Below are 25,102 nucleotides of genomic sequence, written 5' to 3'. Positions count from 1 at the left end.
ACGTTGTATGCAATATAAAAAATTAAGAATTGGCCATTCTGCGTACCACGATTATTAATCTAGGCGATCACGCACAGCGTGACCTATTGCCGTCATAAGAAGGATGGGTAGTATGAAAATTGGTGTTTTTTGTCCTATCGGAAATAACGGCTGGCTGCTTTCGGAAAATGCGCCTCAATATATGCCGACATTTGAACTGAATAAAAAAATTGTACAACGCGCTGAACATTACGGCTTCGATTTTGCGCTCTCTATGATCAAGCTTCGTGGTTTTGGCGGAAAAACTGAATTTTGGGATCATAACATGGAGAGCTTTACCCTCATGGCAGGGTTGGCTGCGGTCACCAGTAAAATCAAAATTTATGCCACTGCTGCAACACTGGTGATGCCACCAGCCATTGTGGCGCGAATGGCATCAACCATTGATTCGATTTCGAATGGTCGTTTTGGACTTAATGTCGTGACGGGCTGGCAAGCACCTGAATATAGCCAGATGGGAATGTGGCCAGGCGATGAGTATTTTGCCAAACGCTATGACTATCTATCTGAGTATGTACAGATCCTGCGTGAACTCTGGGCGACAGGACAATCCGATTTTAAAGGGGAACACTTCCAGATGGACGATTGCCGCGTGAGCCCTGCGCCGCAAGCCGATATGAAAATTATTTGTGCGGGTCAATCCGATTCGGGGCTGGCATTTTCGGCACAACATGCCGACTACAATTTTGTGTTTGGCAAAGGCCTCAACACCCCGACTGCCTATGCCGCAATTAATGACCGTTTAAAGCAGTTTACCGATCAAACCGGGCGTGATGTACAAACTTATGTGCTGTTTATGGTGATTGCGGCAGAAACTGATGCTGAGGCCATGGCCAAGTGGCAACATTACAATGCCGGTGCAGACGTTGAGGCGATTAACTGGCTGATGAATCAAGGCAGTAAAGATACACGCTCAGGCGCAGATACCAATGTACGTCAGATGGCTTCGAGTGTTTCACCAGTCAATATCAATATGGGCACATTGGTGGGCTCGTATGCCAGTGTGGCTGCCATGCTCGATGAAATTGCCCAGATTCAGGGGACTGAAGGCATCTTGCTCACCTTTGATGATTTTGTCCAAGGTGTTGAAGATTTTGGTGAGCGCATCCAACCGCTGATGATGTCGCGCCAAGATGCAGTTGCTGAATATCGTCCACTCACCGCATTGGAGAAAAGCGCATGAATACCGTTGTTGCTGATTTTACCGAACGTGCCGGAACGGGATGTGTACTTAAAGCCGAGCCAGAAGCCATCCAATTGGCACCTGAGCATACCGCGCTGATTGTGATTGATATGCAAAACGCTTACACCTCGATTGGCGGTTATCTGGATTTGGCCGGATTTGATGTCTCGAAAACCAAACCTGTGGTCAAGAATATTCAAAAAGCCGTCGCGGCTGCGCATGCTGCGGGTATACAAGTCATTTATTTTAAAAACGGTTGGGACAAGGCCTATGTTGAGGCAGGGGGTGCTGGATCTCCGAACTTTCATAAATCCAATGCCTTAAAAACCATGCGCAAACAACCCGAATTACAAGGCAAATTACTGGCAAAAGGTGGCTGGGATTTTGAGCTCATTGATGAACTGACACCGCTGGCACAAGACATCGTGATTGAAAAGCCTCGCTATAGTGGCTTTTTCAATACCGCGCTAGACAGCATGCTACGTGCACGCGGCATACGCAATCTGGTTTTTGTGGGTATTGCCACCAATGTCTGTGTGGAATCGACTCTGCGAGACGGCTTCTTTTTAGAATATTTTGGTGTTGCACTGGAAGATGCCTGCTATCAGGCTGGGCCAGTCGAGATGCAACAGGCCAGCATGTACAACATTAAAACCTTTTTTGGCTGGGTATCGGATACCCAGACCTTTGTCGAAACTTTCGATCAATCTCATTTAGCCAAAACTGCCTAGCGAGTCGCCGTATGCCAAAAGAAATTATTTTACCCACCGGAACACCAGCCCCACTGGCACCTTATGTACCTGCCACCAAGGCAGATCATATTGTCTATGTTTCCGGTATTTTACCGCTCGATGCACACAACAACGTGGTACATGTCGGCGATGCCGCAGCCCAAACCCGACATGTGCTTGAAACCATTCAAGGCATTGTCAGTCATGCTGGAGGAACGCTCAAAGACATCACCTTTAACCATATTTTTTTACGTGACTGGTCTGACTATGCGGCGATTAACGCCGTATATGCCGAATTCTTTCCAGATGAGCGTCCAGCACGCTACTGCGTACAGGTGGGTTTGGTTAAGCCCGAAGCCTTAATCGAAATTGCATCGGTGGCTCATGTGGCCCCTTAAAGTATTAAAATCTTAAAGCGAACGGCGTATGAGATACCGCGCTAAGCCCAGTGAGGCAGGAGATAGGTTATGACCGTATTAGAAGATACTGCAAAACATATTGAAACGTTGATTCGTCACAGTTCACCACTTGAACGTTCGACCACTTTACACGTCGACTCACAGGTTTTTCGACAGGGAATGTCTAATTTGGGTGCCGCCGTCCACGTGATTACCACCGATGGCATTGCAGGAAAATCCGGCTTTACAGCTTCGGCCGTATGTAGCGTCACCGATTCTCCACCGACCTTACTGGTATGTCTGAATCGGGGGGCATCGGTGTTTAAAACCTTTGAGCAAAATAAGGTGCTCTGCGTAAATACACTGGCAGCTCATCAGGCACATCTGTCAAATTTATTTGGTGGTAAAACCCCAATGAGCGATCGCTTTGCGCAGGGGGAGTGGGATTGTTTGCTTACGCAATCACCCGTATTGCAAGATGCGCTGGTGTCGTTTGATTGTGAGGTCGTGAACAGTGTTTCGGTGGGCAGTCATGATGTACTGATTTGTGAGGTTCGTGCCATACAGCAATGTCAGGGCAAAAATCCCTTGATGTATTTTAATCGTCACTATTGTGAACCACATGCTGTGGCTTAAAGCAGCTAAAGAGCAGGAGTAATCGTCATGTCGCAACATGAATCGTGGTTTACCAAATTTAAACCTTATCGAGGCGACCTGAATCATCAGCCGGTTCAAATCGATGAATATCTTCCCGCAGGAAAAAGTGTGGTTTTAGGTATGCAGCATGCCTTTGCCATGTTTGGTGCCACGGTGCTGGCACCCATGTTGATGGGTTTTGATCCCAATCTGACCATCTTGATTACCGGATTTGGCACCATCTTATTTTTTCTGCTCACTGGCGGGCGGATGCCCAGCTATTTAGGTTCAAGCTTTGCCTTTATTGCGGCGGTTGCTGCTGCCACAGGATACAATGGGGTGGGTGCCAATCCCAATATTGCATTGGCACTGGGTGGTACAGTGGTATGTGGTCTGATTTATGCTGCGATTGGTCTGATCGTGATGCGAACAGGAACAGCATGGATTGAAAAACTGATGCCACCGATTGTCACGGGTGCGATTGTGATGATTATTGGATTAAATCTGGCACCTGTCACCATCAAAAGTGTCTCTGCTAATGGCTTTGATACGTGGATGGCGGTCCTGACCATTTTGTGTATCAGTGCCGTTGCCGTCTTTACGCGAGGCATGTTGCGGCGCTTATTGTTACTGGTCGGGCTATGTTTGGCGTATCTGGCTTACTTTGTTTTGGCCAACCTAATGGGATTGGGTAAAGCCATCGATTTTGCGCCAATTGCTCAAGCCGCGTGGATAGGTTTGCCCACATTTCATCAGCCTGTATTTCAGGCAAATGCCATTTTGTTAATTGCACCTGTCGCCTTAATTTTGGTGGCTGAAAATCTGGGACATTTTAAAGCAGTTTCGGCCATGACTGGTCGTAACCTTTCGCCGTATATGGGGCGTGGCTTTTTTGCCGATGGAGTCTGTACCACCTTGTCGGCTTCTGTAGGCGGCACCGGCATGACCACTTATGCAGAAAATATTGGTGTGATGGCGGTGACCAAGGTTTATTCCACCACCATCTTTTTATTTGCAGGTGTCTTTGCGATTTTACTGGGTTTATCTCCAAAATTTGGCGCGATTATTCATACCATTCCGGTAGCACTGCTGGGTGGTGCATCGATTGTGGTATTTGGCTTGATTACAGTGGCCGGAGCCAAAATCTGGATTGATCATCGAGTTGATTTTAGTCAAAACAGCACGCTGATTATCGCGGCGGTCAGTTTGATTATGGGGGCCGGTAACTTTAGTTTGCATATTGGAGCATTTGATTTGGGCGGTATTGGCACGGCTACGCTGGCGGCGATTGTATTGAATTTGCTTTTAAACCGAACTCAGCAGCAGCCTGTCGCAACAATGAATGCATCGACCGAAAAAACGATTCATCCTGCAACACCGCATTCCTCCTAAAAAGAAAAATAAAAAAAACAGCGTGCCAGATGACACGCTGTTTTTTATTTGGGCAGTAGTATTTAGGTGGCTAAAACGGCTTCAAGCACCTGTTGCTCAAGCTGGGCAAACTCTAGACTTTTCTGGCGCGGACGCGGCAATTTCACCTCAAAACTTTGTGCAATATGGCCTTTATCGAGCAGGATGATGCGGTCTGCCAGTTGCACCGCCTCACTGACATCATGTGTAACCAAAATAGCCGTAAAGCCTTGCTCAGTCCATAAACGTTCAATCAGGCTTTGCATCTCAAGGCGCGTCAGGGCGTCGAGCGCGCCAAGTGGCTCATCTAGCAATAAGATGCGTGGGGAATGTGAAAGCGCGCGTGCCAAGGCTGTACGCTGGCGCTGACCACCCGAAAGCTGCGACGGCCATTGTTCTGCTTTGTCTTTTAAGCCGACTTTTTCAAGCAAGGTAGCGGCATGATGCTGCTGTTCTTTCTTTAAACCCAACTGCACATTATGCACAATACTTTTCCATGGCAACAGGCGTGGATCTTGGAACATGACCCGAATGTCGTCTGATGTAATGCCTTCACGGAAATTGCGTGCCGATTTAAATTTGATTTCACCGTAACTGGTGTCTTCAAGCCCTGCAATGAGGCGTAGCAGGGTGCTTTTACCACAGCCGCTACGCCCAACAATCGCAATAAACTCGCCGGGTTGAATGTGTAAATCCAGATCTTCGAGTACTTTAACTTGACCATAAAACTTATGCAGTTGTTCGATTAAAATTTCTGCACCGATAGGCGCTTTTGTATCATCTGGAGTGGCTGCTGTGTTTGACTGATCTAGATACAGCGGGACATTTAAATTGCTCATGATCATGACCTCTTATTGTTGATAGCCTGCATGCCAGCGCAGCAAATAACGTTCTAGGCTTTGTGCCAGCACATCTGCCAATTTGCCCAGTAAGGCATAAAGTAAAATGCCTACTAGCACGACATCAGTCTGCAAAAATTCACGTGCGTTCATGGTCATATAGCCAATACCTGCTTGTGCAGAGATGGTTTCAGCCACAATCAGCAATACCCAAACCAGACCTAAAGAAAAACGTAAGCCCACCAAAATCGATGGCATTGCACCCGGTAAAATAATTTCTTTATATAACTGCCAGCGACTCAAACCATAACTTTTACCCATCTCGATCAGCTGAGGATCGACAGAGCGAATACCGTGATAGGTATTGATATACATTGGAAAAAATACCCCGACGGCCACCAAAAACAGTTTGGCAGACTCATCGATACCAAACCACAAAATTACCAGTGGAATCAGCGCCAGTGCAGGAATGTTACGAATCATTTGTAAGGTGGTGTCGAGTAGGGTAGAGGCGATTTTGGACGAGCCATTGAGCAGCCCCAAAAATAACCCCAGTCCACCCCCTATTAGTAAGCCAATCAGTGCACGACCAGCACTCACCTTGACATGGTGCCAAAGCTCACCACTGATCAGAAGCTGCCAAAATGCACTCACCACGGCACTCGGTGCGGGTAAAACACGGCTTTGCAACAGGCCCACGCTCGATGCAAATTGCCAGACTGCAATCAGCACCACCGGGAATACCCAAGGCAGCAATTGCTGCCCGAGTGCTTTGGTTCCACGTGAAACATTCGATGTATTCGATCGACTCATGCGGGCTCCTTGACGACCTGATTTTTGGGTTCGTCCTTTTGCTGGTTCGGAACATAGTTATTGGCAATAATCTCGCCAAATGGTCCAGTCAGATTCGGTTGGGTCAGTTTTTCACGGGTTTTAAGCGGCAGCAGTGGAAACACCAGTTCGGCAAAACGAATCGACTCTTCTAGGTGCGGATAACCAGAGAAAATAAAGGTATCGATACCAAGGTCGGCATATTCTTGAATACGCGCGGCAACGGTTTCAGGATCACCGACCAGTGCAGTTCCCGCACCGCCGCGAACTAAACCAATCCCTGCCCACAAGTTGGGTGACACTTCAAGCTTATCGCGGCGTCCGCCATGCAAGGCTGCCATACGCTGTTGTCCCACCGAATCCATCTGGGCAAATTTCTTTTGTGCAGCGGCAATGGTGTCATCGTCTAAATATTGGATCAGTTCATTGGCTGCAGCCCATGCTTGCTCGTTGGTTTCACGCACAATCACATGCAAGCGAATTCCATAATTGAGTGTGCGGCCTTTGGCTTGTGCACGCGCTTTCATGGCGTCTACTTTTTCTTTCACTGCCGCTGGAGGTTCACCCCAAGTCAGATAAGTATCGACTTGTTCGGCAGCCAGTTCGGCAGCCGCCTCAGATGAGCCACCAAACCAGAGCGGTGGATACGGCTGCTGAATAGGCGGATAAAGCAGCTTGGCATCATCGACACTTAACCGTTCGCCGTGAAAGGTCAATGACTCGCCTGTGTGCGAACGGGTTAAAATTTCGCGCCAGATTTTGACGTATTCGGTGGCCGTCTGATAGCGCGTGTCATGGTCTTCATACAAACCATCGCCTTTGAGTTCCTGTTCGTCGCCACCGGTGACCAAGTTCAGCAAAACACGTCCGTTCGAAAGTCGGTCGAAGGTGGCTGCCATCCGCGCCGCTAGCGCTGGTGTGGTAATGCCCGGGCGCAGCGCCACCAAAAACTTGAGCTGCGTTGTGGCATCGATGAGGCTGGCGGCCGTAATCCATGGGTCTTCACAAGAACGACCTGTCGGAATCAGTACACCGGTATAACCCAGTTGATCGACCGCAACAGCAATTTGCTTCATATAGCCATGGTCGACCTGACGTGCGCCTTTGCTGGTTCCGAGGTAGCGACTGTCACCGTGAGTGGGAATAAACCAGAAAATATTCATACTAACATTCCTTACAAGTTGCTAAATCTAGGGCTTCGCAGTCCAGATGGTCTGGCTCACGTTGATGGTTTTGGGAATAAGCTGCACCTGCTGAAACAGATCTGCAATCTGCTGCTGCGCTTGCGTTACTTCGGCATTGATGGGTTGAATTGGAGACGGTTTGGCACGCTTATCCAACACCGCCTTCGCCACTTGCGTATCTAGACCCGTACTCTGCGCATAAATACTTAAACCTTGATCTTGATGCTGAACAAACCATTGATCGGCTTTATTCAAACCATCTAAAACTTTCTGTGCTGCATCGGGGTGTTGCTGAATAAAACGAGGATTGCCGATATAAAATGAATAGGTGGTTGGAAACGCACGGCCGTCAATCAGTGATTTTGCATGGCCTTTCAGCTCGGTAGTGCTTAAGTACGGTTCCCAGATCGACCATGCATCAATGGCACCTTTGTCAAAAGCCGCACGCGCATCGGCAGGTGGGAGCCAAATGGGCTGAATATCGCTCCAGCTCAGCCCCGCTTTTTGCAATACTTTGGCCAGTAATTCATGCGCACTCGATCCTTTTTGAACGGCAATGCGCTTGCCTTTTAAATCGGCAATGGACTGAATGCCACTGTTTGTTGGAATCAAGATGGCTTGCGAATCGGCAGGAACTACTTCATATCCGACATAGCTCAGCGGTTTATCGGCTGCCTGAGCAAAAATAGGCGGTGTATTGCCCACAGCGCCAAAATCGACTGCACCTACGGCCAAGGCTTCAAGCATTTGTGGCCCTGCAGGAAATTCACGCCATTCAATTTTGGCGCCCGGAAACTCTTGTTCATAAATTTTTTGTTGTTTGGCAATCAAGAGATTCAGCGATGATTTTTGAAAGCCAATGGTCAGGGTTTTCACTGCGCTTTCGGCTGCGGGCGTGGTTTGGTTTTTATTTTCTGTGCCTGCGTCATGCTTTTGGCATGCGGTCATTACTACGCTAAGCCCCAATGCACCGATTACGCCGAATGTTTTCAATATGGTCATGATGAATGTTGCCCCAATTATTTTATTTGACCAGTTAAAATGGCATCTTGAATTTTGAGTGGTTGTGGAATCAGTTTTTGTTGATAAAAGGCATCTGCAACGTATTGCTGCTGCTGAATCACTTCAGATGAAAGTGGTTTAACCCCAAAGCCCATACGCGAAATGGACGTTTTTAAAATATTGAAATCCAGCGCGGTCGGTTTTTCTAATAAACGAGCTGCATCGTCCTGATGGGTTTTGACCCACTCGGTGGTTTGATTGAGCTGTTGCACTACGGTCTTAAGTACTTCTGGATGCTGCTCGGCAAATTTGCGATCGGCTAAATAAAACTGATGGTTACTGACCAGATTTTGCCCGGTGGCCAGTACACGTGCGTCAATTTGCTGCTCTGCTGCTGCAAAGAATGGATCCCAAATCACCCATGCATCCACCGCACCTTTTTCAAAGGCTGCACGGGCATCGGCAGGTGGCAAATACACCACTTGAATATCCTGCAGCGTGAGCTGGTTTTTCTCGAGTAATTTAAGCAGCAGATAATGCACGTTTGAGCCTTTGTTCAGCGCCACGCGTTTGCCTTTTAAATCTTGAATACTTTGAATAGGCGAGTTTTTTTGAACAATCAGTGCCTCGGCGTTTGGTGCAGCAGGCTGATTAGCCACGTACACCAGATTAGGGCTGGCAGCTTGTGCAAAAATAGGAGGTGCCTCGCCCGACTCACCAAATACGACACTTCCGACATTTAAGCCTTCAAGCAGTTGCGGGCCCGCCGGAAACTCGACCCATTTCACCTGAATACCCTGTGCTTTCAGGGCCTGATCCAGATCGCCACGTTGTTTCACGATGGGCAATAAACCGTATTTTTGAAAACCAATATTTAAAGTGGTGAGTGCTTGTTTTTGTTCTTTGGCACAGCCGCTAAGCATCATCATGCCGGTGATTCCTGCTGCAATCACTGAAAACTTAAACCATGAAGAAGATGCGATACTGGCCATGATGCGTGCTGCCTCGAAAAAGTGAAAAGATCGAACTAGAGGGCACACCTTAGAACCAATTGCTTTGCATAAAAAATAAGATTTTTAACATTACTTATGTAAAAAATAGATAAATAAAAAACTGCAAAGCTTATCTGTATTTGTCATTTATAAAATTATGATGGCATTGAATTTTATTAAAATAAGTGTTTGAATTTTATGTATTTTCAATACATTAATAATGTCATCTTAAAACTGAATAAAGCGGTGAAGGCAGGCAATAGCGCTGATTTGACTAAAGATTGCATGAATAAAGATATAGCAAGTTCTGCTAAAGCCAAATGACTCACACAATCTGACATGTAGCGAAAGGCAAAGGGCAGTCTGGCTCTGACTTGCACGCGACTGCCCAACAGTTGGCCTTACATCAGGATTTTTTTAAAGACCAACGAGTTGCGCTGAAAATTGTAAAGTGCTTGGCGCGCGTCGGGTAATTCGTCCACGCTGGCATGCGAAAAGCCATGCTCTAAGAACCAGTGCGCTGTACGTGTGGTCAGTACAAATAACTGTAAAATTCCGTCTTGGCGCGCTTTTTCTTCTAAAAAGTGCAAAATCTGGCTACCCCGGTTGGATTTGCGATAGGCCGGATCGACCGCTACACAGGCAATTTCGGCCGAACGAATTTCGCCTTTTGCGGTTGGTATTGGATATAGCGCTGCACACGCCAGAATCATGCCATCACGTTCAATCACAGCAAACTGAGCAATCTCGCTCTCCAGTCGTTCGCGTGAGCGGTACACCAAAATTCCTTCTTGCTCGAGTGGGCGCAGCAAATGAATCAAACCACCGACATCTTGAATGTTGGCGATACGCACCTCTTCATAATGTGCATCGGTAATAAGCGTACCAATCCCGTCACGGGTAAACAGCTCCTCAATTAAGGCACCATCATGAAAATAAGGAATTAAATGCACACGATGCACGCCTGAAAGCGAAGCCGTTTGGGCACTTTGTAGCGGAATGACATGCTCAAGCCTTTGTGCCTTTTGCTGAATGTAGCGATCAAGCTGATGCGGTGTCAGCTCGCGCAGCAGTTTACCTTCATCGTTGACCAAGCCTTGCTGATCGGTCAGAAAAATTAGTTTATCTGCTTTGAGCGCAATGGCCGTACGGGTGGCCACTTCTTCGGCCATTAAGTTGAATACCTCACCTGTGGTGGAATATCCCGTTGGGCCCAGTACCACAATATTATGGTTATCGAGGTGACCTCTGATCGCATCGGTATCAATACTTCGTACTTCACCAGTCAGCTGAAAATCGATACCATCCCGGATTCCATAAGGCTTGGCAGTAACAAAATTGCCAGACACCGCATCAATGCGTGCGCCGTGCATCGGCGAGTTGGCGAGCCCCATCGACAGCAGCGCTTCAATTTGCAAACGAATTGAACCCACCGCATTCATGACACTAGCTAACGATTCACGTGTGGTGACACGGCGATGCTGGTGAATAGGCGTATATAATGATTTTTCTTGAAGATTCTGGTTAATTTGTGGGCGAGCGCCATGTACCAGAATCAGACGGATGCCCAGAGAGTGCAGCAGGGCAATATCGTGAATAATATGCTGGAAATTATGATGTTGAACGGCTTCACCACCAAACATTAAAACGAACGTTTTATTTCGATGCGCGTTGATGTACGGAGCTGAGTTTCGAAACCAGTGGACATACTGTTGGGTTTGAGTGTGTTCAGAATGATTTTCTGGAAGCGACATAGAAGGCTCAGCATAAAGAAAGCATAGTTAGGATTCTAAACAAAATCGCTGATCCTTCAATAAAAAAATGCCCAAACCGTCATGGCTTGGGCATTTTTGAGAGATTCAATTAGCGAACGACTTGAATAATTTTGTGGTTGTGATCGTTGATTAAAAGATAATGGCCGTTGGCTTTAATCCAGTGTTGGCCGCGCCCTGGCTTATGAAGCTTTTTATATCCGCGGTGATCGACTTTATAACGGTCGGATACGTACTGTTTTGGTGCGAACTGACCCGGACGCCAGTCGGCTTTTTTATCCTGATACGCAGCATGATGCTCATGACGCATGTCGTTGTGATCGTGTGGTGCAGCCATAGCCGAAGTGGTCACAATACCTGCTGTTGCTAAAATAATAGCAGTAGTTAATTTACGCATGATGTTCCTCATTTATCTTTATCGATTTGATAAATCTAATGTAATGAATAATTTAAGATGAATGATGAAGACACGTTGTGAAAATGTGAACTTGATGGATAAAAATTGGATCCAAAAAATTTCTTAAATAAAAAAAGCCTGAACGTGGGTTCAGGCGAAATCTGACTTTTTGAGGAGATCGATTAAAAATTCATGATGCGCACAATATCGTTGCTGTCTGAATTGACCAGAATAAAGTCATTGTTAATTTTATACCACTGCTGGCCACGGCTCGGACGGGGCAGATTAAACTCGCGATAGTCGGCTTTATAGGCATCGCCGCGATAATGCTGCGGCATGATGTAACCTGTCTGCCAGCGATGCTGTTTTAAACGCTGCACGCCTTGTTCTTGACGAAAGCGGCGCTCCGAACGAATCGAGTCATCCTGATCGCGATCAAAACGATTTGAGCGATCAAAACCTTGACCGCGATCACGGGAAGGTCCCCCCATATCTGATCCACGATCAAAATTAGGTGCTGCGATCGTGACAGTGCTTGTGAGCGTAGCAAGTGATACGACTAAGCTTGTCAAAATCTTTTTCATGATGCATCCTCGACGACACAAGTATTCTCTGTGAATGGGTATTTGTACGAGCCTTTAATGTACAAAAAAAATGCAGAGAAACTGTGAAGATCATTCAATAATTCTATTAAAAATATGGAGATATCTTTTTTGTTTATCAGGCTAAGGTGCTGAATTTTTTCGGCTTAGATCCGGCTTGTATATCATAAGATGCAATATTTTTATTTGATCATGATCTTCACTTTAAATGGATCTGATTGCATACGCAACCAGACCTAGACCAATGTGTAAGTGACCGAACACATGCTGTTCAAGATTCGCTTTATTCGTTAATCCTGCGCGTCGATACTGACGCCGTTTAAATCGAGACTATCATCACCCATCAAGTACAGATAGGCGGGCATGATCGATTCGGATGTTGGTAAAGACAGTGGATCTTCTTCAGGATAGGCTTTGGCACGCATGGCGGTACGAGTTGCCCCCGGATTAATGCAGTTAAAGCGAATATTCGGATAGGTATGTTCGCTGGCAAAAATTTTGCTGACAGCTTCAATGGCAACTTTTGAAACCGAATAAGCCCCCCATAATGCGCGCGCTTCACGGCCCACACCGGAGCTGGCAAACACTACCGATGCATTTTGCGATTTTTCAAGCAAGGGCAATAGTGCCTGCGTTAATACAAAAGGAGCGCGCAGATTTACTGCCATGACATCATCCCATACGTCGGCAGGATAATGCGCCAGCGGAACACGTTCACCCAAGATGCCCGCATTGTGCAAAATACCGTCTAGGCGACCAAACTGGTCTTCAAGAGTATTAAACAGTAATTCGTAATCACGATCTGAAGCACTTGAAAGCTGTAACGGCAAAATGGCCGGTTGCGGTGCACCCAGACTCTCAATTTCGTCATAAATGACTTCAAGTTTGTTTAGGGTACGGCCATGCAATACTACGGTAGCGCCGTGCAAGGCATAACTTAGTGCTGCTGCACGCCCAATGCCATCGCCAGCACCCGTGATTAAAATAATGCGGTCTTTGAGTAAATCGGTACGAGGTTGATATTCTGAATATTTCATTGTGGAACCTCCTTAAAATTGAGTGTTGTTATCAAGCATGCTGTTGCATCTGTTCAGCTGGATTTGATTTTAAACCCAGCTGCTGCAAAATTTTTGTTTCCAGTTCTGTAACTGTGTGCACAATCGCATCGGCTTGCCATGCAGCCAGATCGTCTTTGTAGGCCAGCGGTAGGTAACCATAAGCGGCCAGAATCGTATACATGTTGGCTGCACGTCCTGCATCGATATCACGCGGATGATCACCCACATAAATAATTTGCTCGGCTGGAACCTGAAGCTGCTCGGCCGCTAGAAACATGGGTTCTGGATCAGGTTTGGCATGTTTGACATCTTCTGGGCATACCAACACCGCACAGCGCTCGGTCAGATCAAGTCGCTTTAATAGCAATTCGGTCAGATAACGTGGTTTATTGGTGACAATACCCCACGGAATCTGCTGCGCCTCTAACTGTTCGAGTAAAGATGTCATCCCGCTAAACAGGTCGGTGTCGACGACAATATCTTGCTCATACAAATCGAGAAAGCGCTGACGATGCGCGAGAAAGGTCGCATCATCGGCGGCCAGTTCTGGATAGACCAACTTCACCATGGCACGAGCGCCTTCAGACACTTGAGTGCGAATCAAGTCGGCATCGACTACATCACGCTGTTCTTCACGGCACATGGCCTGAATGATGCGAATAAAGTCAGCCGCTGTGTCAATCAGGGTACCATCAAGATCAAAAAGAACAGCGCTCATGATTATCCTTGTTTTACCGTATGAACCATGTAGTTAACATCGACATTTGGCGCGAGCCAGTAACGCTTGGTCAGCGGATTATAATGCAGACCGATCATATTTTTGAGCGTGAGCCCCGCATGGCGAATGTCTTGCGCCATTTCGGACGGTCGGATAAATTTGTGATAGTCATGCGTGCCTTTTGGCAGCAAACGCAAGATGTATTCGGCACCTAAAATGGCAAATACATAAGACTTTGGATTACGGTTAATGGTGGAGAAAAAGACATGTCCACCCGGTTTAACCAAAGCCTGACAAGCACGAATAATCGATGCAGGATCTGGCACGTGTTCCATCATTTCCATACAGGTCACGACATCGTACTGACCGGCTTGTTCTTTGGCCAAGTCTTCCACCAGTACCTGACGGTATTCGATGTTGCTGACGTTTTCTTGCTGGGCATGCAAACGACCCACATTCAGCGGCGCCTCACCCATATCGATCCCGAGTACGTCTGCACCACGGCGTGCCATGCTTTCGGCTAAAATACCGCCCCCACAACCGACATCGAGCACCTTTTTACCCGCCAAACCGCCTGCATGCTCGTCAATCCAGTTCAGACGCAATGGATTGATCTGATGCAATGGTCGAAATTCAGAATCCTGATCCCACCATTGGGCCGCAAGTGCTTCAAATTTTGCAATTTCTTGTGGATCAACATTCAACTGTGACATGCGGGTGACCTCAGATTAAAATGGATTGTCATGATTTTGATATATTGTTTAGTGTAGCGATAATTCTAGAAAAAGCGATAAATTCAGAAAAAATCTTCACACAACGAAACGAAAATTGAATATTTGTTTTATATTTAGCGCATACACTCAGCATAACGATTCAGAGGATAATACGGACAATGAAAAAATTTGTTTTGGGCGGACTTTCTGCTGCAATAATGGCCTTTTCGGGCACCACGATGGCAGCCGACTTTGTGGCAGGCAAGGACTACACCGTGATTGCAAACCCGGGTAAAGTCGCGGTACCGGGCAAAATTGAAGTACGTGAGTTTTTCTGGTACGGCTGTCCGCACTGTTATAAGCTTGAGCCATACATGCAAACATGGTTAAAGCAACTGCCAAAAGATGTGAATTTCTTGCGCACGCCGGCTGCCATGAATAAAGTCTGGGAGCAGGGTGCTCGTGCCTATTATGTGTCTGAAGCGCTGGGTGTACGTCAAAAAACGCATCTCCCGTTGTTCCATGCGATCCATGCCCAAAACCAGCAAATTTTTGATCAGGCATCTTTGGCCAAGTTTTATGTGAACTATGGCGTGCCAGAGCAAAAGTTCAACAGCATGTTTAACTCTTTCCCGATTACGGCCAAAATTGCTGAATCGAACAAACTGGCGCAGCAGTATCAATTAACGGGCGTGCCGGCTGTGGTGGTCAACGGCAAATACGTGGTACAGGGTGAAGATGGTAAAGTGGTTCAGGTGGTGAACTATCTGGTGCAAAAAGAGCGCGCTGCGAAAAAATAACCCACAAAATTGCGATTAGCCCTCATAAAAAGGTTTCTGAATATCAGAAACCTTTTTTGTACATGCTGCTTTTGCAAGGGTTAGGCATCTTTGAGTTCAATCTCGAATGCATCCAGATTGATCGACTGCGCAGGTAAAGAAAGCGCCTGATTGATATACAAGTTGATCAGTTTTTGTCGTGAGCCAATCGAACGCTGATAATAGCTCGAATTGAGCAACAGTGCCGCACCATACGTCAGTGACCAAATGTACGACAGGTAATCACGAATCGACATATCGTAATTGACCGATTTCAAATAGGCCTCAGTAATGTCCTTAATGGCCAGAATACGTGCCTGACGAATCTCATAGAGCGCTTCAAATAGGTGATTCAGCTTCGATTCGGTCATGGTCAGATTTTCTTCAAGTTGATGCAGCAAGATGGTACGTGCAGGCGCCGTCAAATGGTGCAACATGTAGGTTGGTGCATATTCCTTGAAATCACGATTATGCTGTTGGGAAATCTCAAGCAAACGCTTTTCATTTTGAATCACCAGCTCTAAAAGTAGCTCGTTTTTACTTTTAAAATGTTTGTAGAGGGTGCCTTTGGCGATATCAAGCTCTGCCACCAGCTCGTCTAGGGTAATTTCCTGATTGTTTTCCAATAACAGCTTTTCGGCGACACTTAAGATGCGTTCTTTACGGATTAAAAATTGTTGATGGCGATCTGGATTCATGAGTATTCCTGTCACTGTTTTGATCACACGCCAGCATCCATTTGCTTTGGGCGAAATTATCTGTTGTCTTTGGTGATACCTCCCATCTATAGCATGTTGCATCACCTGTCATCAACAAAAAAAGCCACGCTATTCCCAGTTTGCAACGCCTCTGAACAATAAGCGCACTTGGGTTGTGGCATTTTCAACAAAGTTATGCTGCTGATCAGACAACATAGGCTCTTGTAATTGACGTGGCAGGCTTAGCCATGTCATGGCCCAAGTAAAAGACATATTAATCAAAATATCGGAAAGCACTTTTAAATCTTGAGAATGCTGAATATGTTCAAACATCGGCAGTTTACGCAGGTCGCTGGCCAGATCTTCAATCAAATCGTCGATTTCGCGTGCAATGGCCTGACGTACTGCCGCAGAGCCGCCCCAACGCTCAGCAATCATAAATTGCCATTCTAAAGGGCTGCGGTTGATGGCTTGAAAAAACAGCTCAATACTGGTTTGCGGATGTGAATTGGCTTGTTGCAGATAACTTTGACCGAGCTGATGAATCAGACTTTTAATATGAAGCGCAACTTGATCGACCAGTTCTTGTCCTAATGCATCCATATCTTGAAAATGCCGGTAAAACGCGGTGGGAACCAAACCGACCTCGCGGGCCACTTCGCGCAGACTAATACTGCTAAATGAACGACCCCCTGTACTCAGTTGTAACGCGGCATCGAGTAATGCCTGACGACTTTGCTGTTTACGTTCATCCCGGATCGACATGCCCATGACCTAATAAAAACCTGCCACGAGTCTATCAAAAAGCATCGGTATTTCAAAAAAGTAAAAATAAGCAATCAAAAAACCAGTGAACACCTGTTGACTGAAATAAAAAAAGAGCCTATTGTGTACAAGTGTTCACTAAAAGCACATTTGTTCACTCATATAAATAGCCAGATACAAACGAGGAACGTATGAACATGTTAGCCCGCTACCAGCCGCAATGGATTCGTGAAGACTTTGTCGATTTTGTACTCGAACAGGTCAACCCAATGTGGTCGTGGAAGAAAGCCAAAGCACAGGTGGTTGCGGTTGAAGCCGTAGCGCCTGATTTTTATCAAGTGTCTTTATTACCGAATACTCATTTTAATACACAGCAGATCCGTGCCGGACAAAGCATCTTGGTCACGCTGGTGCTTGAGGGTGTTCATCAGCAGCGCAGTTATTCGATTATGCGTAGCCACCCCAATGGTCAGATTGATTTAGGCGTTAAGGTACAAGGCAAGGTGTCTCGCGCAATGAGCCAGCTTAATGTGGGGCAGGTGATTGAGATTTCGCAGCCGCAAGGTGACTTTATTTTGGCGCCGGCAGCGAATCGTGTATTACTCATTGCCTCTGGCAGCGGCATTACGGCCATTTATGCCTTGTTAGAGCAAGCACTTTTTCAGCAATCTGAGCAAATCGATGTGGTTTACTTCACCCGCGACGATGCCTTTCATGCCATGTTGCAGCAGGTGGCCGATCAGCACGAAACAGTCCGCTATCATCACATCAATACTGCACAGCAGCCACAGCATCTGAGTTTGGATTTTTTAAATCAACGCATATCCGATCTTGCACAGTGTCAGGTTTATGCCTGTGGTGCCTCGGCGATGATGCGTGCAGCAGATGACATTTTTACCCAGTTAGGGTGCCGCGACAGATTGCATATGGAGTATTTCCAGACCCAAGTGGATGAATCGCTTGAGGCACAGCCAGTGACTTTTATGCGCGCACAGCAGCAATTTGAGGCCCGAGGTAACTTGCTTGAAAGTGCCGAGCAGGCTGGACTACGCCCTGCGCATGGCTGTCGTATGGGAATTTGCAATACCTGCACATGCACCAAAGTCAGCGGAAGCACCAAAAATATACTGACCGGTGAAATTGATCATGGCAGCAATACCCAGATCAAACTTTGCGTTAGTCAGGCGGTCAGTCCTGTCGTGATTAACCTATAAAACGTTACAAGATCAGGATTCGGAGAAAAACAATGAATATGTCGGTTAAATTTCCTGAACACAGTAAATCGAGCTATTTAAGCCCTGAACAAATCGAGGCCTTTGGCCAAGAGATTGAAACGATTCGCCGTGAGGTGATGGATCACTTAGGCGAAGCCGATGCACTGTATATCTATAAAATTCGCAACTTTGTCCGCTACAGCGAAATTGCTTCACGTGGCATGCTGATGTTTGGCGGCTGGATTCCACCTGTATGGCTTCTCGGAACAGGGCTATTGGGTGTCTCTAAAATTGTAGAAAACATGGAACTCGGACACAACGTCATGCACGGTCAGTTTGACTGGCTCAATGATCCGAGTTTGAACGGCGCCAATTACGACTGGGACACCATTGCTACAGGCGACGACTGGAAACACACGCATAACTATGTGCACCACACTTACACCAATATCGTCGGTAAAGATCACGATGTCGGTTATGGCTTACTACGCGTGAGTGAGCAGCAAAAATGGGAACCGCGCTTTCTTTTGAATATCCCGATGGCAGCGCAGCTGATGCTGTTTTTTGAATGGTATGTTGGTGTGCAAAATCTGCACCTAGAAGATGCCTTGGTGTATAAAACCAGAAGCTGGAAACAGGTCTGGCTGGACTCTGCCAAACTGCGCAAAAAAGTGGTGCGTCAGGTGGGCAAAGACTATGTATTTTTTCCACTCATTGCCGGCCCAAATGCGATTCCTGTCTTTATGGGCAATGCTGTCGCAAATGTGATTCGTAATTTATGGTCTTCTGCGGTGATTTTTAATGGTCACTTTACCGAAGATGCTGAAACCTTTGAAGAAGACCATACGGCTACCGAAACACGCGCGCAGTGGTACTTACGCCAAATTCGCGGATCGAGCAACTTTAGTGGTGCTGAATGGTTACACATTTTAAGCGGTAACTTGAGCCATCAGATTGAGCATCACTTGTTTCCAGACATGCCGGCCAACCGTTATGCCGAGGTTGCACCAAAAGTAAAAGCCTTATGCGAAGCGTATGGCGTACATTACAACGAAGCCAATTTTACCCAACAGTTTTGGAGTGTATGGGTTCGCCTCGCTAAATGTTCGTTACCCAATGATGTATCGATCAAAGTGACTGGACGCTGGCAGAAAATCAAACAGCGCTTGTTGGGTGGGTACACCTGAGTCAGTTGCTGTTTTGTACAGTTGTAAGAGGCGCTGAAAATTTGTCCAATCTTCAAAGTCAGGTTTGCTATACTATGCAGCAATTTGAATAGTGGCTATTAAGGATAAGTTATGCGTATTGACCAACGTGCTCTCGATCAATTACGTGATGTAAAAATTACGCGCAATTATACGCGTTATGCAGAAGGTTCCGTATTGGTTGAATTTGGTCATACCAAGGTCTTATGTACTGCTAGTATCGATCATTCCGTGCCGCGTTTTCTAAAAGGCCAAGGCCAAGGCTGGGTAACCGCTGAATACGGTATGTTGCCGCGCTCAACGCATACACGTAGCGACCGTGAAGCGGCGCGTGGCAAGCAAAGTGGACGTACACAGGAAATTCAGCGTCTGATTGGTCGAAGCCTGCGTGCTATGGTCGATTTGAAAAAGCTGGGTGAAAATACCATCACCATCGACTGCGATGTGATCCAAGCTGACGGTGGAACGCGTACTGCTGCCATTACGGGTGCTGCTGTGGCGTTGGTCGATGCGATGAACGTGTTACTGGAAAAGAAAAAAATCAAGCATGATCCACTTAAAGGCTTAGTGGCTGCAATTTCTGTAGGCATGTATCAAGACGAAGTCTTGCTCGATTTGTGCTATGAAGAAGATTCAAACTGTCAGACTGATCTAAACGTCGTCATGACTCAGTCGGGCGAATTTATTGAAATTCAGGGTACAGCAGAAGACAAGCCGTTTACCCGTACACAAGCCGATGCCATGTTGGAAATGGCTGAAAAAGGAATTCAGCAGCTCATTAAAAAGCAGCAAGATGCACTAGGCTGGTAAAATAGTTTCAATAGAAAACGTATCTTAGGATGCGTTTTTTTATGCTTGTGTTGCTCAGATAAATAATTGTTATAGAAATATCAAAATCGTGAATATCCTTTTAATGAATCAAACTTCTCACTGAAGCTAATAATAAGATCTATGTTTTTTACCAAACTTCAAAAGTTTGTTATGCTAGATACTCAAAAATAAAATGAGATATGAACTCATATATGACAAGTCCAACTTTTTTATATGAACTACCGCTCGAACAATTACAACGAATGTCTCAGGAAGATATTGAACAAACCTCAAAGGCTGAACAGCTCTATTTTCAACACCGCCCTAAAACAACGTATTGCCTTGCTGTCAATGGATCAAAAACAAAGTACGGTGGTCTTGTAAAAGCCAGTGCGACACAAGGAAAAATTGGAGGCCTGTCGATTGCTCGTATTGGCGATGATGTGATTTATGCCGATGGCACAGTTGCCAAGATCATTTCAGGTGCAGGAAAAGTCTGTATTGTTGAAGGGCTTTCTGCTGCATTGGTCGGGAGTCAACTGAATAACGGTGATGAAATTATCGATAGTCCAAACCGTACAGTCGCAATTAATATTTTTAAAGGTGAAACATTACCTGAAGGATTTTTAATTCCTGAAGGAGCTGATCATGGCTAAAGGCTTTGCGATTCATAATGCACCAACCAACCATGGTGGCATCATTCCGTCAACTCAAGTAAGAAGTTCACAACAAGGAAATTTATTTGTACGTGCTGGAGATGGTCACTTTTGTCCTAAATGTAAGCGTTGGTCTACAGTTATTAAAAGTCATGATCATGTCATTATGGATGGTAAGCCCGTGGCTTATGCTGGCGATAAGTTAACCTGTGGTGCAACGATTCAGCCTCAACAGAGTCATGTGGTTGGGGATAGTGGTAGTTATTATTCTCATAGTCCCAGTAACAATGAAACTAATAGTTTTATAGAACAAACTAAGGAAAAAATTGTAAAAGAGATCTACTGGAGTTATGGTGAGAATTTTATCTTATTACAAGATAAATCTAGATTTTATAATGATTTAAATATACATATTAAAACTGTTGGCTATTCCTCAGGAGAATCTCTCTCTATCAATATAGAACCTGAAGATTCAGAAATTGATACATTTCAACCGTTTACCATATTCGTAAAAATTGATAACCGGGGTGAAGGAGTTGCTAGAAATGTATTTTTAGGAAAATTCATAACAATAGATACGGAATACTAAATATGGGGACAGGTATAAGAGCAACAGTAACTGATAGATCAACATCCATTCAGGCAAATCGTCCTTTATTTTCATCATTATGGATCAATTATCCTGTGAAAATGGCTGCACCAGATGTCTATAAAAATGTAGGAGGGCAAGCTCTTGTTTTATTTCAAGATAACCCTACTGGTTATGCAAATGCATGTGCCTTAAGATTAAGTAAAGCATTAAATTATGGTGGCATGCCTATTAAACAAACAACTAAAGGGTATAAGGTTAAAGGAGGGGATAACAAAATTTATCTATTGCGAGTAAAAGAAATGATCGCTTTCATTGAAAATAATTTAGGAAAGGCCGACGTCACACTAAAACCTAAAAATAATCAAGATGTATCAAGCCAACTCGTGAATAAAAAAGGAATTATTATATTTAAAGTTAGTGGTTGGGGAGATGCCTCTGGACACGTTACTCTTTGGAATGGCAATGATTGCGGTGATAGTTGTTATTTTACTCATAACCAACCTAATGTTATTACAACAGAAATACTATTTTGGAATCTAAAATGATTAAATTTTTATTTATATTTCTAACAACTGTCTTCATAAGTTGTGTGCATGCTCAAAATTTATCAACATCAGAAATGAATGATCATGAAATTAATTTGAAGAATTTTGGATTCACTTACTGTCTTACAAAATCAAATAATGAAGGATTAATAGATGAAGCATCATTAGCAATGGGAGGATATTTCCAGAATGGTTCATATGATGAAAATGCTTATAAAAATATTAAAAACTTCATAGATCAAGAGTTACTACGATATAATAAAATTTATAAGTCGACTGGTGCTACACCTATCATGATGAACTGTTTGGATTTATATAATTCTTCAAAATATAATAAAATTATAAAAAATCAGAAGAAGTTTTTTATTAATTAACTCGAATCTCGGATAAGAATTGATCTGAAAAAAGAAATGTCCACCTCTTCTTGAAGTTCACATTGTATGCTCAGAAACATTCAAGGAATAAAGGGGTTGAAATGATTACAGAATTAGCTAAGGATAGTTTTACTGCACGCATGGCAATTTCTAAAAATAATTTTGGTGAGATTATAGATATAGCATTGTCAAATGCTAGTAAGCCTGTATTAACAGCCAATGCTTTAGCTACCTTCACTAACAATGGACCATATGGAATCAATGAATACATGTAAAAAAATGTATTTGGTCGTCCATATGATAGAGCAACACTATCTCAATATATTCAAAATTACCAATACACACCACCTAAAAACCATTTCTCACTATGAAACTTACTTTAATACCAATATTTATCCTTTCCTGCGTTTTCTTAACTTCATGTAAGGCATCGACAGATAAAGAAGCCATTGACAACTATGTGAAAGTAGATTTAAAAAACTACGCAACAGACAATTATCGATTATTCATTGAAGCAAATAAAAATGTAAACACTGAACCAGCACTGAAGAACTCTTTATTTAATAATACATATGTTAAACTAGAAACAGCTCGAAGCCTATTAAATGAAGAATATAACGATTGGATTGAAGGTTTGGAGAAAAATGATTATGACTATGGGGATCTTAACACCATATTTTGGATGACGGTATTCATGGAAAACTATGTAAATAATATTGAAGGACAATATAAAAAAGATCTTAAATATGAAACCTTAAATGATGTTCATCATCTTTATAATGAAAGACAGAAAATCATTAAGTTACGTGATAGTAAGGACAAGACCGCTAAAAGTTTTGTAGCGGTTTGCAAGTAGTAGCTATTCTATTAGAGCGTGTAAATAATTTTGTGTAATTGTTTTTCATAGTTTTAGATTTAGTTTTTCATTCTTTAATTTAAGATTACTTTACAAGATTTCAAATTGTTTCACAAAGCGTAACTTTTTGTATTGAAGCACCTACACTCTCTGCCCATCCTGATCATGCTTACTCATTAAAGTTGTTCAGCATTGAAATTGAGAAATAGGGGAGCCAACTATGCTACAAATATTTATTGTGATTTGTGCGGTGATTACGTTTACCGTGATGGCAGCCGATCCGCGCCCGAGCCAAGATCAGCAATCGGCTTCTGCATGGCAAAAACCGGATCAGTCGAAACCGTCACAGGCCACTCAAAAAATTATTGAGCAGCCGAATAACTCAGCACATGAAGATGCTTAAGCGTTAAAACGCATCGATAAATCGATGGCAGTGACATCTTTGGTTAAAACACCCATCGAAATATAGTCGACACCCGTTGTTGCCACTTCGCGCAAGTTATCTAGCGTAATATTACCTGAGGCTTCAAGTTTGCAGCGACCTGCTACATGCTTTACCGCATCAATCATTTGCTGTTGAGAAAAATTATCGAGCATTACAATATCGGCACCCGCCTCTAAGGCCTGTTCCAGCTCATTCCAAGTTTCTACTTCTACTTCAACAGGCTTGTTCGGTGCAATCTGGCGCGCCTGCGCGATGGCCTGTGCAATTCCACCGGCTGCCATAATATGATTTTCTTTAATTAAAAAGGCATCGAATAAACCGAGGCGATGATTTTGTCCGCCACCAATGGCTACTGCATATTTTTGTGCGATACGTAAACCAGGTAGGGTTTTACGTGTATCAAGCAGTTTGGTGTGCAAGCCATCGAGTTGTTTCACATAAAATGCAGCTTTGGTCGCCACTGCCGATAAAGTTTGAATAAAATTCAATGCAGAGCGCTCGACCGTTAGAAGGCTACGTGCCGAACCTGCCAATTTTAAAAAAGCTTCACCCGCCTGAACGTGTTCACCTTCGGCTTTGAGCCACTCCACTTTGACTCGATGATCATAGTGTTCAATAAGCGCATCAACCCACGGACGACCGGCTAAAATCATGTTTTCACGTGTAATAATGGTCGCAGTTGCTTGTTCGTGTTCTGGGGTGAGCAATGCCGTAATATCGCCATCACCAATATCTTCGTTCAACGCCTGTTGGATATTGAGTTGAATCGATTGTTCAAGCAATGATTGTGGAATGCTCATAAGTACGTCCAAGATGTAACCCAGAAAATTGAGCGATATATTAGCATTGTCGTTTTAAAAAATAAGTATTCTTGGCACAATATTCCTAAAATGCAGATACCGCTCGGCAGTTTCAATCTGTCGATACGTGATGGATGATGTTGCGAATGCTATGGCGAAAAAAGAGAGTTGTTTCAGATGATGCCGCGTTTTGAAGTCAAAGATGGTCAGTTAATCGGGGCAAAGCAGTTGCCTTCGCCAAATTTTAATCAGCGTCCGCCACACACCGAGATGTGTTTGCTGGTGATTCACAATATCAGTTTACCGCCTTCACAATTTGGTGGCGGTTACATTCAGCAGTTTTTTCAAAACCAGTTAGACTGGTCGCTGCATCCTTATTTTAAAGAAATTGAAGGCATGTGCGTTTCGGCACATTTACTGATTTTACGTAGCGGTGAGGTGATTCAATTTGTAAACTTTAACGATCGTGCATGGCATGCCGGTCGCTCACAGTATCTTGGTCAGGTCGAGTGTAACGATTATTCGATTGGCATTGAACTGGAGGGCAGTGACGATCAGCCCTTTGAGCCAGAACAGTACGAAACACTGGCCGATGTCACATGCTGTTTGCAGCGTGCGTATCCTAAAATCCAGACACATATTGCGGGGCACTCCGATATCGCACCCGTCAGAAAAACCGATCCGGGGCCTTTTTTTAACTGGCCTCATTTTCGCGCAAAACTTCATGCAAAAAAAACTGCTGCTAGACATGATTTCGCAACGAAATAATATCCAAGTTTCATTACAATAACGACTTTGTGTTTAGGCGTGGGTAGAGGC

General features: G+C 44.7%; 30 protein-coding genes and 1 pseudogene. 17 read left to right on the top strand and 14 right to left on the bottom strand.

Annotated features, from left to right (window positions below; all coding sequences use genetic code 11):
* Window positions 1–112: 112 nt before the first annotated feature.
* The 5 genes from rutA to rutG all read left to right on the top strand — a co-directional run bounded on the left by rutA (window position 113) and on the right by rutG (window position 4,379).
* Window positions 113–1,222 (top strand): pyrimidine utilization protein A, encoded by a 1,110-nt coding sequence (gene rutA / locus Aso01_RS11115; protein WP_004941870.1) that lies wholly within the window; start codon window positions 113–115, stop codon window positions 1,220–1,222.
* Window positions 1,219–1,953 carry a pyrimidine utilization protein B gene (gene rutB / locus Aso01_RS11110; RefSeq protein ID WP_004941866.1) on the top strand — a complete coding sequence of 245 codons (735 nt, stop codon included), beginning with the start codon at window positions 1,219–1,221 and terminating at the stop codon, window positions 1,951–1,953. The genes rutA and rutB overlap by 4 nt, the downstream gene beginning before the upstream one ends.
* Before the next feature lie 11 nt (window positions 1,954–1,964).
* Window positions 1,965–2,351 (top strand): pyrimidine utilization protein C, encoded by a 387-nt coding sequence (gene rutC / locus Aso01_RS11105; RefSeq protein ID WP_004941863.1) that lies wholly within the window; start codon window positions 1,965–1,967, stop codon window positions 2,349–2,351.
* 69 nt (window positions 2,352–2,420) lie between these two features.
* Window positions 2,421–2,987: an NADH-dependent FMN reductase RutF gene (gene rutF / locus Aso01_RS11100; RefSeq protein WP_004941860.1), complete on the top strand. Its 567-nt coding sequence runs from the start codon at window positions 2,421–2,423 to the stop codon at window positions 2,985–2,987.
* A 27-nt stretch (window positions 2,988–3,014) separates the two neighbouring features.
* The gene (gene rutG / locus Aso01_RS11095; protein ID WP_004941858.1) at window positions 3,015–4,379 is read left to right on the top strand and encodes a pyrimidine utilization transport protein G; all 1,365 of its coding nucleotides are present in this window, start codon (window positions 3,015–3,017) and stop codon (window positions 4,377–4,379) included.
* A gap of 62 nt (window positions 4,380–4,441) precedes the next feature.
* Here the strand turns inward: rutG and Aso01_RS11090 are convergent, their stop codons facing one another.
* The 11 genes from Aso01_RS11090 to ubiG form a co-directional block, all read right to left on the bottom strand.
* Window positions 4,442–5,236, bottom strand: coding sequence for an ABC transporter ATP-binding protein (locus Aso01_RS11090; RefSeq protein ID WP_004941855.1), 795 nt, complete (start codon window positions 5,234–5,236; stop codon window positions 4,442–4,444).
* A gap of 12 nt (window positions 5,237–5,248) precedes the next feature.
* Entirely contained in the window at window positions 5,249–6,049 is an 801-nt protein-coding gene (gene ssuC / locus Aso01_RS11085) for an aliphatic sulfonate ABC transporter permease SsuC (RefSeq protein WP_004941853.1), read from the bottom strand.
* The gene (ssuD, locus tag Aso01_RS11080; RefSeq protein ID WP_004941849.1) at window positions 6,046–7,230 is read right to left on the bottom strand and encodes an FMNH2-dependent alkanesulfonate monooxygenase; all 1,185 of its coding nucleotides are present in this window, start codon (window positions 7,228–7,230) and stop codon (window positions 6,046–6,048) included. Before ssuD ends, ssuC begins: the two co-directional genes overlap by 4 nt.
* A gap of 27 nt (window positions 7,231–7,257) precedes the next feature.
* Window positions 7,258–8,253, bottom strand: coding sequence for an aliphatic sulfonate ABC transporter substrate-binding protein (locus Aso01_RS11075; RefSeq protein WP_004941847.1), 996 nt, complete (start codon window positions 8,251–8,253; stop codon window positions 7,258–7,260).
* A gap of 17 nt (window positions 8,254–8,270) precedes the next feature.
* A complete protein-coding gene (locus Aso01_RS11070) occupies window positions 8,271–9,245 on the bottom strand; it encodes a sulfonate ABC transporter substrate-binding protein (RefSeq protein WP_004941844.1) in 975 nt (324 codons plus the stop codon).
* Window positions 9,246–9,646: 401 nt separating this feature from the next.
* Window positions 9,647–10,999, bottom strand: coding sequence for an amino-acid N-acetyltransferase (argA, locus tag Aso01_RS11065; protein ID WP_004941842.1), 1,353 nt, complete (start codon window positions 10,997–10,999; stop codon window positions 9,647–9,649).
* 109 nt (window positions 11,000–11,108) lie between these two features.
* Window positions 11,109–11,414: an RcnB family protein gene (locus Aso01_RS11060; protein WP_004941838.1), complete on the bottom strand. Its 306-nt coding sequence runs from the start codon at window positions 11,412–11,414 to the stop codon at window positions 11,109–11,111.
* Window positions 11,415–11,596: 182 nt separating this feature from the next.
* The gene (locus Aso01_RS11055; RefSeq protein ID WP_004941836.1) at window positions 11,597–11,998 is read right to left on the bottom strand and encodes an RcnB family protein; all 402 of its coding nucleotides are present in this window, start codon (window positions 11,996–11,998) and stop codon (window positions 11,597–11,599) included.
* Between the two features lie 308 nt (window positions 11,999–12,306).
* Window positions 12,307–13,053, bottom strand: a complete 747-nt coding sequence (locus Aso01_RS11050) for a YciK family oxidoreductase (RefSeq protein WP_004941833.1) — start codon at window positions 13,051–13,053, stop codon at window positions 12,307–12,309.
* Between the two features lie 31 nt (window positions 13,054–13,084).
* Window positions 13,085–13,795, bottom strand: coding sequence for an HAD family hydrolase (locus Aso01_RS11045; RefSeq protein WP_171063775.1), 711 nt, complete (start codon window positions 13,793–13,795; stop codon window positions 13,085–13,087).
* A complete protein-coding gene (gene ubiG / locus Aso01_RS11040) occupies window positions 13,795–14,505 on the bottom strand; it encodes a bifunctional 2-polyprenyl-6-hydroxyphenol methylase/3-demethylubiquinol 3-O-methyltransferase UbiG (protein WP_004941828.1) in 711 nt (236 codons plus the stop codon). Before ubiG ends, Aso01_RS11045 begins: the two co-directional genes overlap by 1 nt.
* Window positions 14,506–14,684: 179 nt before the next feature.
* On the opposite strand from ubiG, the gene Aso01_RS11035 reads away from it, so the two are divergent.
* Window positions 14,685–15,305, top strand: coding sequence for a thiol:disulfide interchange protein DsbA/DsbL (locus tag Aso01_RS11035; RefSeq protein ID WP_004941825.1), 621 nt, complete (start codon window positions 14,685–14,687; stop codon window positions 15,303–15,305).
* A gap of 80 nt (window positions 15,306–15,385) precedes the next feature.
* Here Aso01_RS11035 and Aso01_RS11030 read toward each other — a convergent pair whose 3' ends face one another.
* Together Aso01_RS11030 and Aso01_RS11025 are read right to left on the bottom strand one after the other, a co-directional pair.
* Window positions 15,386–16,021, bottom strand: coding sequence for a TetR/AcrR family transcriptional regulator (locus Aso01_RS11030; RefSeq protein ID WP_004941821.1), 636 nt, complete (start codon window positions 16,019–16,021; stop codon window positions 15,386–15,388).
* A 129-nt stretch (window positions 16,022–16,150) separates the two neighbouring features.
* Window positions 16,151–16,786 (bottom strand): TetR family transcriptional regulator, encoded by a 636-nt coding sequence (locus Aso01_RS11025; protein ID WP_004941819.1) that lies wholly within the window; start codon window positions 16,784–16,786, stop codon window positions 16,151–16,153.
* 191 nt (window positions 16,787–16,977) lie between these two features.
* Here Aso01_RS11025 and Aso01_RS11020 point away from each other — a divergent pair, with 191 nt between their 5' ends.
* From Aso01_RS11020 to Aso01_RS10975, 10 genes and pseudogenes are all read left to right on the top strand, one after another.
* Window positions 16,978–18,000, top strand: coding sequence for a flavin reductase family protein (locus Aso01_RS11020; RefSeq protein ID WP_039910158.1), 1,023 nt, complete (start codon window positions 16,978–16,980; stop codon window positions 17,998–18,000).
* A 32-nt stretch (window positions 18,001–18,032) separates the two neighbouring features.
* Window positions 18,033–19,187, top strand: a complete 1,155-nt coding sequence (locus Aso01_RS11015; RefSeq protein WP_004941814.1) for a fatty acid desaturase family protein — start codon at window positions 18,033–18,035, stop codon at window positions 19,185–19,187.
* Window positions 19,188–19,298: 111 nt separating this feature from the next.
* On the top strand, window positions 19,299–20,015 hold the full coding sequence (rph, locus tag Aso01_RS11010) for a ribonuclease PH (RefSeq protein WP_004941812.1): 717 nt from the start codon (window positions 19,299–19,301) through the stop codon (window positions 20,013–20,015).
* A gap of 212 nt (window positions 20,016–20,227) precedes the next feature.
* Window positions 20,228–20,671 carry a PAAR domain-containing protein gene (locus Aso01_RS11005; RefSeq protein ID WP_004941810.1) on the top strand — a complete coding sequence of 148 codons (444 nt, stop codon included), beginning with the start codon at window positions 20,228–20,230 and terminating at the stop codon, window positions 20,669–20,671.
* Window positions 20,664–21,260 (top strand): PAAR domain-containing protein, encoded by a 597-nt coding sequence (locus tag Aso01_RS16030; RefSeq protein WP_004941809.1) that lies wholly within the window; start codon window positions 20,664–20,666, stop codon window positions 21,258–21,260. The genes Aso01_RS11005 and Aso01_RS16030 overlap by 8 nt, the downstream gene beginning before the upstream one ends.
* Before the next feature lie 2 nt (window positions 21,261–21,262).
* Window positions 21,263–21,808 carry a type VI secretion system amidase effector protein Tae4 gene (locus Aso01_RS10995; protein WP_004941806.1) on the top strand — a complete coding sequence of 182 codons (546 nt, stop codon included), beginning with the start codon at window positions 21,263–21,265 and terminating at the stop codon, window positions 21,806–21,808.
* Window positions 21,805–22,182, top strand: a complete 378-nt coding sequence (locus Aso01_RS10990; protein WP_004941804.1) for a T6SS amidase immunity protein Tai4 family protein — start codon at window positions 21,805–21,807, stop codon at window positions 22,180–22,182. The genes Aso01_RS10995 and Aso01_RS10990 overlap by 4 nt, the downstream gene beginning before the upstream one ends.
* A gap of 44 nt (window positions 22,183–22,226) precedes the next feature.
* A pseudogene (locus tag Aso01_RS10985) lies at window positions 22,227–22,553 on the top strand (hypothetical protein); the annotation flags it as partial.
* Window positions 22,550–23,038 (top strand): hypothetical protein, encoded by a 489-nt coding sequence (locus Aso01_RS10980; protein WP_004941801.1) that lies wholly within the window; start codon window positions 22,550–22,552, stop codon window positions 23,036–23,038. The pseudogene Aso01_RS10985 and the gene Aso01_RS10980, both read left to right, overlap by 4 nt.
* Before the next feature lie 220 nt (window positions 23,039–23,258).
* Entirely contained in the window at window positions 23,259–23,441 is a 183-nt protein-coding gene (locus Aso01_RS10975; protein WP_004941799.1) for an ABZJ_00068 family colistin stress protein, read from the top strand.
* On the opposite strand, the gene nadC is transcribed toward Aso01_RS10975, so the two are convergent.
* Window positions 23,438–24,283 carry a carboxylating nicotinate-nucleotide diphosphorylase gene (nadC, locus tag Aso01_RS10970; RefSeq protein ID WP_004941797.1) on the bottom strand — a complete coding sequence of 282 codons (846 nt, stop codon included), beginning with the start codon at window positions 24,281–24,283 and terminating at the stop codon, window positions 23,438–23,440. The genes Aso01_RS10975 and nadC overlap by 4 nt on opposite strands.
* A gap of 177 nt (window positions 24,284–24,460) precedes the next feature.
* On the opposite strand from nadC, the gene ampD reads away from it, so the two are divergent.
* Complete coding sequence (ampD, locus tag Aso01_RS10965) at window positions 24,461–25,051, top strand: 1,6-anhydro-N-acetylmuramyl-L-alanine amidase AmpD (RefSeq protein WP_004941796.1); 591 nt, start codon at window positions 24,461–24,463, stop codon at window positions 25,049–25,051.
* Window positions 25,052–25,102: the final 51 nt, after the last annotated feature.

This window comes from Acinetobacter soli, from assembly GCF_000760595.1.
Classification (GTDB): Bacteria; Pseudomonadota; Gammaproteobacteria; order Pseudomonadales; family Moraxellaceae; genus Acinetobacter; species Acinetobacter soli.
The sequence above is the reverse complement of the archived record's forward strand: the minus strand, read 5'-3'. Positions and strand labels throughout refer to the sequence as shown.